Origin of the sequence: Rudaea sp., assembly GCF_036383415.1 — a bacterium.
In the GTDB taxonomy this organism is placed as follows: Bacteria; Pseudomonadota; Gammaproteobacteria; order Xanthomonadales; family Rhodanobacteraceae; genus Rudaea.
This window is the reverse complement of the sequence record NZ_DASVOK010000263.1, coordinates 1-9,769: the sequence shown is the minus strand read 5'-3', so window position 1 is coordinate 9,769 and position 9,769 is coordinate 1. Positions and strand designations below refer to the sequence as shown.

Genomic DNA, 9,769 nt, shown 5'->3' with positions numbered 1-9,769 from the left:
GCTGCGATGCAGGTACAAGGTCACCGCGAAGATCGTCAGCTGGGTGACGATGAGGAAGTAGACCACCTTGAACAGCCAGCCCGCGTGCAGCAGGCCGCCGTTGAGAAAATCCAGAACAGTATCAAACATATGCGTCTCGTTAAGCCCTACCCCGGGTATAGCAAGCCATCATACGTCAGGCGCGCAACCCACGCCAGTGAAACGGCGCGGTTCATACGCCCGTTTGGCCCTTGGTCGCGTTCCTGCCGGATGGGACAATGGGGGCATGCCTGAGCTACCCGAAGTCGAAACCACGCGCCGCGGCATTGCGCCGCACCTCGTCGGACGGCGCATCGACCAGGTGGTCGTGCGTCAGGCGTGGCTGCGCTGGCCGATCTCGAAGGCGCTGCGCGACAGGCTGCCAGGCCAGCGTGTCGAGGCGGTCGAGCGGCGGGCGAAATACCTGCTCGTGCACACGCCGGCGGGCAGCGCGCTGCTGCATCTGGGCATGTCCGGCTCGCTGCGCGTGCTGGCCGGCGATGTCGCGCCGGGCGCGCACGACCATGTCGACTGGCGCCTCGATTCGGGGCGCATCCTGCGCTACACCGATCCGCGCCGCTTCGGCTCGCAGCTCTGGCAGGCGCCAGGGACGACGCATGAACTGCTCGCCGATCTCGGCCCGGAACCGCTAGCCGACGGATTCGACGGCGCCTACTTGTGGAAAAGATCGCGCGGGCGCGCGGCGCCGGTGAAGGCCTTTTTGATGGACCAGAAGATCGTCGTCGGCGTCGGCAACATCTACGCGGCCGAGGCGCTGTTCGCCGCCGGCATCCATCCGAACCGCGTAGCGGGTTCCGTGTCGCTGGCGCGCTACGAACGGCTCGCCGACGAGGTGAAACGCATCCTCGACTACGCGATCACGCGTGGTGGCACGACGCTGCGCGATTTCATCTCGCCCGACGGCACGCCGGGCTATTTCGAGCAGGAACTCTTCGTCTACGGCCGCGCGGGCGAACCATGCAAGGTTTGCGGAACGCCGATTCGCGCGGTCACGCTGGGTCAGCGCTCGACGTTCTACTGTCCGCGCTGCCAACGCTGAGCGCGGCCGGCGCGAGCATGCGCGCCTTGCGCCAGCCGCCGTAGCGGTAGTACAGCGCCGAAAGGATTGCCGAGACCGAGGAGCCGAGCGGGAAGCTCCACCACATCGCATCGGCACCCCACGCATGGACGAAACCGTAGGCGAACGGAATGCGCACGGCCCAGAGCGCGATGACGAGGATGACCAGCGGGGGAATCACCGCGCCGGTCGAACGCACCACACCTGCAAGCACGAACGAGATGCCGAACAGAATGAACGACCACACCACGATATGGTTGATGTGCTGGGCGATCTCGATCGAGCCGCCGTCGGCGGGCAGGAACAGGCCGAGCGCGCCGCGGTTGAACAGGGTGACGACCAGCACGAGACAACCAGTCAGCAAGATGTTGAACCCGAGTCCGGTCAGCGCGACCCTGTCGACGCGGCCCCACAGCCCGGCGCCGACATTCTGCGCGGCCATGCTCGAGGCCGCCATGCCGACGGCGATCGATGGCATTTGTATATAATTCCACAATTGGAAACAGGCGCCGTAGGCGGCCGTCGTGTGTGCGCCGAAGCTGTTGACCAGCGAGATCATCGCGATCATCGAGGTCGACATCACGATCATCTGCAGGCCCATCGGCACGCCTTTCGCAACGAGCGATTTCAGGATCTCCGGATCGATGCGCAGGTAGTGCAGTTCCTCGCGCTTGATGCGCAGGAAGTGCTTGCTGCGATACAGGTAGCCGATCAAGCCCGCGAGCGTAAGCACGGTCGCGATCAGCGTCGCCGTCGCCGAACCGGCGATGCCCATGCGCGGCACCGGCCCCCAGCCGAAGATGAGCAGCGGATTGAGCGCGATGTCGAGCGCGACGTTGACGGCGAGGAACACGAACGGCGTGCGCGCATCGCCAGCGCCGCGCAGGCTCATGCTGACGAAGGCCATGACGTAGATGAACGGGATCGCGAGAAAGATGACACGCAGATAGGCGACCGCGAGCGGCTTCGCTTCCACCGGCATGTGCATCCATGCCATCAGCGGTTCGGCCAAAGTGAGCCCGATCGCGGCAATGACGACCGATAGCACGATGAAAAACACGAGGCTCGTGCCGATGGCGCGCTTGGCCTGGTCGAGGTTGTTCGCGCCGATGCTCTGGCCGACGAGGATCGTCGCCGCCATGCCGACGCCGAATACCGCGCCGATCAGGAAGAACAGGATCGTGTTCGCGTTCGACGCGGCCGCGAGCGCGGCTTCGCCGAGACCGTGGCCGATCCAGATCGCGTTGACCGAACCGTTGAGCGACTGCAGCACGTTGCCGGCGAGGATCGGCAGCGTGAACAGGAACAGTGTCTTGCCGATCGCGCCCTGGGTCAGGGCGTGATTCGGCTTCTGCATCGTCGAAGACATGAGCGGGCCGTGGGCGCGGGAAGGCGCGTATCCTGACGCAGATGCTCTGCCCGCGGTAGTCTTTTGGACACGCCCGCCTCGGCGTAAACTATCAATGCCGGCGCAGAAAGTGGAACGGCATCCCCGCGAGCAACAGCCCCGCGCCCCAGATCAAGGCTTCGGCCCCCGTGCCGACCAGCGCCCACAGACCATAGACGAAAGCCAGCGCAGCGACGGCGAGACGCCAGCCGGACGGTCGCTCCAGACGCGACTCGAGCCGCAGCATCGCCGCCGCGCTGAACGCGTACGGCAACAACGCTGCGGCCGTCGCGAGCAGGATCGACGCGGTAAACACCGCGACCAGCGATCCGGTGAAGTTGGCGACGACGAGCAAGGTCGCGAGCACGCTGCCGACGACGAGGCCGATGCGCGGTGTACCGTTCGCGTCGACGCGGGCGAAGTAGGCCGGGAACAATCCGTCGCATGCCGCCGCGTACGGCACCTGGCCCTGCACGAGGATCCAGCCATTGAGTGCGCCGAGACAGGACACGGCCATCGCCACTGCCATCGCGGTGCCCGCACCCTGCCCCCACAAGCGCGATGCCGCATCGGCGAACGGCGCGGTCGACATCGTCAACCGATCCAGCGGCACGAGACCGAGCACGACGGTGCAGGCCGCGATCGTCACCGCGGCGGCGAGCGCGACGCCGAGCAGGGTCGCGCGCGGAATGGTCTTCTCGGCATTATCGACATGTTCGGCCGGAATCGTCGCACACTCCATGCCCTGCAAGGCCCACAGCGCGAGCGCCGCGGTCACCGTCGTCACCGACAGCCAGCTTTGTCCGCTTGGATTGAACGGCGTGAACGATTGCGCGTCGAGCTTGCTCGCGCCAACCACGATCACGACGAACAGCGGCAGCAGTTTCAGGATCGTGATGACGAGCTGGGCGATGCCCGCGGTTCGCACGCCGGCAATGTTGAACGCCGTGCCGAGCCACAGCACGATCAGCGCGCAGGCCGCTTCATGCGCGGGCGTGGCGAGCGCGGGGAAGATCGCCGCGACGCTGCCGGCGAACGCAACCGCAATGGCGGCGACCGCACACCAGACCGAGATCCAGTAACTCCAGGCCATGATGAAGCCGGTCAGATCGCCGAACGCGATGCGCGCGTAAGCATATGGGCCACCGGCAACCGGGTGGCGACGCGAGAGATAAGCGAACACACCGGCGAGAAGCAATGCACCCGACGCCGACAGAGCCCAACCGTAGAGACTGGCCTGCCCGTAGGGCGCCAACGAAGCGGGCAGCAGGAACACGCCCGAGCCGATCATGTTGCCGACGACGAGCGCGCTCGCCGACCAAATCCCCAATGCCCGCCGCCCTGTCGTCATCCGCCGATTGTGGGACTACGACTGTTCCATCGCAATCAGCAGCGACGTCGCAAGCAAGGCTAGGCTTTCTTCACGAACTCCGACTTCAGCCCCATCTGACCGATGCCGTCGACCTTGCAATCGATATCGTGATCGCCGTCGACGAGGCGGATGTTCTTCACCTTGGTGCCGACCTTGACCACCGACGAAGAACCTTTGACCTTGAGGTCCTTGATCACGGTCACCGTGTCGCCGTCGGCAAGCACGTTGCCGACGGCGTCGCGCACGACGCGCGCTTCCTCGACGGCTTCCGCCGCGGCCTGCCGTGGCCACTCGTGCGCGCATTCGGGGCAGACGTACAGCTCGCCGTCCACGTAGGTGTATTCGGAATTGCACTTCGGGCAGTGCGGCAGATCGCTCATCTCGATACTCGACTCAGTTTCTCGGGCCGATATTCTGCTCGAAAAGCCTGTAGATGCGCTTGTATTCGTCCAGCCACGAATCGGCATTGGTGAAGCCGTGGCGGTCCAACGCATACGGCGAAATCGTGAAATTGTCCTTGTGCAACTCGATCAGGCGCTGGTACAGCCGCATCGAATCCTCGAACAGCACATTGTCGTCGATCACGCCGTGGCAGATCAGCAGTGCGTCCTTCAGGCCATCGGCAAACTCGAGCGGCGACGAGCGCTTGTAGGCGATCGGATCGTCCTGCGGCATGTTGAGGATGTTCGAGGTGTATTCGTGGTTGTATTGCATCCAGTCGGTGACCGGGCGCAGCGCGGCGCCGGCGGCGAATTCGCCCGGCGCGCGGAACAGCGCCATCAGGGTCATGAAGCCGCCGTAGGAGCCGCCGTAGATGCCGACGCGCTTCGGGTCGACGTTGTAATGGTCGACGAGGTATTTCTTGCCGTCGAGCAGATCCTCGAGTTCCGGATGGCCCATCTGCCGGTAGATCGCCGTGCGCCAGTCGCGGCCGTAACCTTCCGAACCGCGGTAGTCCATGTCGATCACGACGTAGCCTTTCTGCACGAGCAGGTTGTGGAACATCTGCTCGCGGAAGTAGGCCGGATACTGCAAGTGCACGTTCTGCAGGTAGCCCGCGCCATGGACGAAAACCACCGCGGGAAGCTTCGCGGATTTGTCCGCATTGGCAGGCTTGTACAACTTCGCATGGATGACGCCCTTGAAGTGCGTCGACGGTACTTCGACGATCTCGGGCGCGAGCCAGGTCATGCTAGCGAACGCCGCAGTGCGCGTATCGCCGAGTTCGCGCGGAGTGCCCGAACCATCGGCATTCGCGATCGCGAGCTGCGCCGGCAGGTAGCTCGACGAGTGCGTGACGAGTAGTTGCTTGCCGTCGTGGCTCAGGGCGAAGTCCTGCATACCCTTGTACTGCGTCACGCGCTCAAGCTTGCCACCGCCCGACGGCACGCGATAGACGTCGTAGGCGTAGGGAGCTTCGGCATTCGCACGCAGGTAGAACCATTTGCCATCGGTGGACAGCGCCGGATGGGATACCTCGAACTTGCCGTTGGTCAGCGCCTGCGCTTTGCTGGCCGTCGATTTTGTATACAAATGTGCATAACCGGTTTCCTCGGACTCGAACCACAGTGTGCGGTTGTCGTCGAGGAAACCGAATTCGTTGAAATTCCAGTTGATCCAGGCCGGATCGGTCAGCCGATGCTGCGGCACCAGCTTGTGCCCGCCGAGATCGACCGTCGCGATCCAGCGGTCCTTGTTGTCGATGGCGCGCAACTGGATTGCCAGCGCGCCGCCGTCGCGGCTCCAGACGATGCCGCCGCCTCCGCCATCCTCGGCGCTTGAGACGATGCGCACGCCGCGCTGCTTCGGCTTGTCCGCCGCCTTGTCCTTCTTCTCCGCATCGGACTTGTCGCCCGACTTGGGCTGCTTTTCCTTCGCATTTTCGTCGCGCACGCTTTTGAGCGGATCGTCGTGGATGCCCGGCAGCGCGTCGAGCGCGAGCGGATATGCCTTGTGCGCGACGAGGTCGAGCAGTTGCAGCGACTGCGGCGCGGGCGCATTGCGGCCGACGCGCACGCGCTCCTTCTCGGGCTCTTCGTAGCCCGACTCGGTCACGTAGCGCGTCAACTCGCCGCGGCGGCCCTCGTCGTGCTTCTTCGCCATCGTCACCGCGAGCAGCCAGCGTCCGTCGGGCGACAATTCGGTGTCGAGCAGCTTCACCTCGTCGCCGAGGTAGAACGGCGCGGCCGCGCGCGTCGGATCAGTACGGCGCAGCTCCTCGGCGTGCTCGCGGCGCGCGTCCTTGTCGTCGTGCAGCTTCTTCAGAGTCGAGAACGTGCGCAGCTGGAAATCGCGCAGGTCGTCGTCAGCCGGCTTGGCGTCGGGATCCTTCTCGGTCTTGAGCTCGGCCACCTGCGCGGTCACGTGGCTGGCGAGATCGTGGACGAACCAGACATTGCCCGCGCGGAAGTTCAGCGAGCGCCCGTCGGCCGAGAACTGCGGCGCGGATTCGCGCTCCGGCGTGCGCGTGATCTGGCTCAGTGCGCCGTTGCGCAGGTCGCGCACGAAGATGTCGCCGTTGCGCGCGAACGCTGCGCGCGTGCCGGCGAGATCGTAGACCGCATCGCTGCCGTCACTCGCCGCCATCGCGGCGCCGTCGACGACGCTGTCCTTGCCGCCGGCGAGGTCGATGCGATGCAGATCGACGAGCGCGGACGTCCCGCGCCTGGCCGAGTAGTAGACCGCCTTGCCGTCAACGGACCAGTACGGCTGCTGTGGCGCCGCGGCGATCCAGGCCGGATCGGCCATGATCGTCTCCAGTGTCAGCGCGGCCGATGCGGCGGGCGCGGTATCGGCATGGGCTGCGGCAGAGAAGAAAACGAGCGAGGCGGTGAAAGCGGTAAGCGGGCGGCGAATCATGTGCTTGAATCCAGTGGCGCGCAAAGCGCGCAGCATAGCCGAGGCCGTCCTGCCTGCAAGCGGCCGGAAGTCACGGCCCGCGATTCCTCTTTGCCGGCATTGCTCTTATGCTTGCCCGAATTCCGATCCGCGAGCGCCGCATGCCTTTGCCCACCGTCGAAATCGAAACCGCCCCCGAGCCGAAACACGCCGTGATCTGGCTGCACGGCCTCGGTGCCGACGGTCACGATTTCGAACCGATCGTGCCCGAGCTCGTCGACCGCAGCTGGCCCGCGCTGCGCTTCGTGTTTCCGCACGCGCCGGTGCGGCCGGTCACGGTCAACGGCGGCATGCCGATGCGCGCGTGGTACGACATCAGCGGCATGGAGATCGCCCAGAAGCAGGACGAGGCCGGCATGCGCGCGTCGATCGCGCAGCTCGAAGAACTGATCGCGCGCGAACAGGCGCGAGACATAGCGGCAGAGAACATCATCCTCGCCGGCTTCTCGCAGGGCGGCGCGATCGCGATCGCCGGCGGCGTGCGTCACGCGACGAAACTCGGCGGCATCGTCGCGCTGTCGACCTATCTGCCGATGGCCGAGAAGACCGATGCGGAAGTCGCGCCGGCAAATCGTGCGATTCCCGTCTTCATGGGCCACGGCACGGTCGATCCGATCGTGCCAATGCGCCTCGGCGAAATGAGCCGCGACGCGCTGCAACGCCTCGGCTACACGGTCGAATGGCACAGCTATCCGATGGCGCACCAGGTCTGCGCCGAGGAAATCGCCGACCTGCGCCGCTGGCTCGGCGCGCGCCTGCGTTGAAACATCCGCCGCGCACGTGAGCACGGAACCGAAGCCAGCGTCGACACCCGATTCTTCGTGGCTGCCGGATTTTTGCAGCCTGCCGGTCATCGTCGCGGTGATGATCGTGGCCGAGCTGACCGTGCTCGTGATCCTGATCGCGCCGAGCGACGAGTCGCAGCCGCTGTTGTCGCGGCTCGGCACGGTGACCGTGTTCGTGCAATGGATCGCGATGCTGTGCGTCGTCGTGCTGTGCAAGTCGCGCGCCTGGCTGCAGCGCCTGCCTCGCCTGCACGGTGTGCTCGTCGCCTACCTGCTCATGCTCGCGATCACGCTCGCCGGCAGCGCGCTCGCCTTCGTGCTCGACCAGTTGCTCAATCTGAAATTGACCCTGCCGGCGCAGTACCAGTGGCGATTCCTGCTGCGCAACGTCGCACTGTGCGCGCTGATCGGCGCGGCCCTGTTGCGTTATTTCTACGTGATCGAGCAGTGGCGCGCGCGCGTGCAGGCCGAGGCGCGCACACGGCTCGATGCGCTGCAGGCGCGCATCCGCCCGCACTTCCTGTTCAACAGCATGAACACGATCGCGAGCCTGATCCGCACCGAGCCGGTCGCGGCCGAACGCGCGGTCGAGGATCTCTCCGACCTGTTCCGCGCCGCGCTCGGCGCCGACGGCAAGCCGTCCACGCTGGCCGCGGAACTCGAACTCGCCCAGCGCTATCTCGCCATCGAACAACTGCGCCTGCGCGAACGCCTGCACGTGCAGTTCGATCTCGCCGCCGACCTGCCGCAAGACCGGCCCGTGCCGGCGCTGCTGCTGCAGCCGCTGGTCGAGAATGCGATCCATCACGGCATCCAGCCATTGCCCGGCGGCGGCACGGTGCGCCTGCGTGCACGGCGACAGGGCGACGGCGTCGCGATCACGATCGCCAACCCGCGCCCGGCCGAAGGCGCGCGTGCGCCGTCGCGAAACGGCATGGCACTCGCGAACACGCGCAGCCGGATCGAGTACCATTTCGGCCGGCACGGCACGCTCGATGTGAGCGAAGGCGCCGAGAACTACGAAGTGATGTTGTACCTGCCGGACACAACGAGCCAGCGATGAAGGTCCTGATCGTCGACGACGAACCGCCCGCCCGCGCGCGCATGGCGAGCCTGCTCGCCGATCTCGGCGGCGTCGAGGTGCTCGGCGAAGCCGGCGACGGACGCACCGCGGTGGAACTTTCCGCGCAGCTTGCGCCCGACCTGGTCCTGCTCGACATCAGCATGCCGCTGATGACCGGCCTCGAGGCCGCGCACCACCTCGCCACGCTCGACCCCGCGCCCGCGGTGATCTTCTGCACCGCCTACGACGAACACGCGCTCGCCGCGTTCGAGGCGAACGCGGTGGACTACCTGGTCAAGCCGATCCGCCTCGAACGCCTGCAGGCCGCGCTTGCGCGCGCGCAGCGCTACAGCGGCCCGACCCTGGCGAAGCTGCAGACCAGCGCGCCCGCGCAGCGCACGCACCTGTGCGCGCGCATGCGCGGAAACCTGGTCATGGTCGCGGTCGCGGACATCGACTACCTCATCGCCGACGACAAGTACGTCCGCGTGCATCATGCGCGCGGCGAGGTGCTCATCGAGGAATCGCTGAAAACGCTCGAAGCCGAGTTCGAGCAACGCTTCGTGCGCATCCACCGCAACTGCCTCGTTGCGAAGAATCGAGTCACCGGCCTTTCGCGCACGAGCGATGAACGCATCTTCGTGCGCCTGGCCAACAGCGACGAACAGCTCGAGGTAAGCCGGCGCAACCTGCCCGCGCTGCGCAAGTTCGTCAAGGGCGGATAGATCGAAGAATTGTGAGCGGTCATCTGTGACGAATAGGCGCCGATTCCACAAGCGGCGATAATGGGCGCATGAACATCCTGAGAATCGCCACGCGCCAGAGCGCGCTCGCCCTGTGGCAGGCCGAACACGTCGCCACGCGCCTGCGCGCCGCGCATCCCGAGCTGACCGTCGAGCTGCTGCCGATGACGACGCGCGGCGACCGCATCCTCGATCGCCCGCTCGCGCAGATCGGCGGCAAAGGCCTGTTCCTCAAGGAACTCGAGGTCGCGCTCGCCGAACGCCGTGCCGACATCGCCGTGCACTCGTACAAGGACATGCCGATGGAGCTCGATGCCGGATTCGAAGTCGGCGCCGTGCTCGAACGCGCCGATGCCGCCGACGGCTTCGTCAGCGTGAATTTTTCCCGCATCGATGAACTGCCGCGCGGAGCGCGTGTCGGCACC

8 protein-coding genes and 2 pseudogenes are annotated in these 9,769 nt (G+C 65.9%); 5 read left to right on the top strand and 5 right to left on the bottom strand.

The features are described from left to right. Window positions 1–129: pseudogene (locus VF497_RS09840) on the bottom strand (acyl-CoA desaturase); the annotation flags it as partial. Window positions 130–265: 136 nt separating this feature from the next. Here VF497_RS09840 and mutM point away from each other — a divergent pair. Continuing rightward, window positions 266–1,078: a bifunctional DNA-formamidopyrimidine glycosylase/DNA-(apurinic or apyrimidinic site) lyase gene (gene mutM / locus VF497_RS09835; protein ID WP_330888160.1), complete on the top strand. Its 813-nt coding sequence runs from the start codon at window positions 266–268 to the stop codon at window positions 1,076–1,078. Here the strand turns inward: mutM and VF497_RS09830 are convergent. From VF497_RS09830 to VF497_RS09815, 4 genes are all read right to left on the bottom strand, one after another. After that, window positions 1,029–2,465, bottom strand: coding sequence for an MATE family efflux transporter (locus VF497_RS09830; RefSeq protein WP_330888157.1), 1,437 nt, complete (start codon window positions 2,463–2,465; stop codon window positions 1,029–1,031). The two genes, mutM and VF497_RS09830, sit on opposite strands and share 50 nt — an antisense overlap. Before the next feature lie 91 nt (window positions 2,466–2,556). Beyond that, window positions 2,557–3,813: an amino acid permease gene (locus tag VF497_RS09825; protein ID WP_330888155.1), complete on the bottom strand. Its 1,257-nt coding sequence runs from the start codon at window positions 3,811–3,813 to the stop codon at window positions 2,557–2,559. A gap of 80 nt (window positions 3,814–3,893) precedes the next feature. Beyond that, window positions 3,894–4,235 (bottom strand): zinc ribbon domain-containing protein YjdM, encoded by a 342-nt coding sequence (locus VF497_RS09820; RefSeq protein ID WP_330888153.1) that lies wholly within the window; start codon window positions 4,233–4,235, stop codon window positions 3,894–3,896. 13 nt (window positions 4,236–4,248) lie between these two features. Continuing rightward, on the bottom strand, window positions 4,249–6,714 hold the full coding sequence (locus tag VF497_RS09815; protein WP_330888151.1) for a prolyl oligopeptidase family serine peptidase: 2,466 nt from the start codon (window positions 6,712–6,714) through the stop codon (window positions 4,249–4,251). A 140-nt stretch (window positions 6,715–6,854) separates the two neighbouring features. On the opposite strand from VF497_RS09815, the gene VF497_RS09810 reads away from it, so the two are divergent. The 4 genes and pseudogenes from VF497_RS09810 to VF497_RS09795 all read left to right on the top strand — a co-directional run. Next, window positions 6,855–7,517: an alpha/beta hydrolase gene (locus VF497_RS09810; protein ID WP_330888149.1), complete on the top strand. Its 663-nt coding sequence runs from the start codon at window positions 6,855–6,857 to the stop codon at window positions 7,515–7,517. A gap of 16 nt (window positions 7,518–7,533) precedes the next feature. Then, on the top strand, window positions 7,534–8,601 hold the full coding sequence (locus VF497_RS09805; protein WP_330888147.1) for a sensor histidine kinase: 1,068 nt from the start codon (window positions 7,534–7,536) through the stop codon (window positions 8,599–8,601). Then, complete coding sequence (locus tag VF497_RS09800; RefSeq protein ID WP_330888145.1) at window positions 8,598–9,326, top strand: LytTR family DNA-binding domain-containing protein; 729 nt, start codon at window positions 8,598–8,600, stop codon at window positions 9,324–9,326. Before VF497_RS09805 ends, VF497_RS09800 begins: the two co-directional genes overlap by 4 nt. Before the next feature lie 68 nt (window positions 9,327–9,394). Continuing rightward, a pseudogene (locus VF497_RS09795) lies at window positions 9,395–9,769 on the top strand (hydroxymethylbilane synthase); the annotation flags it as partial.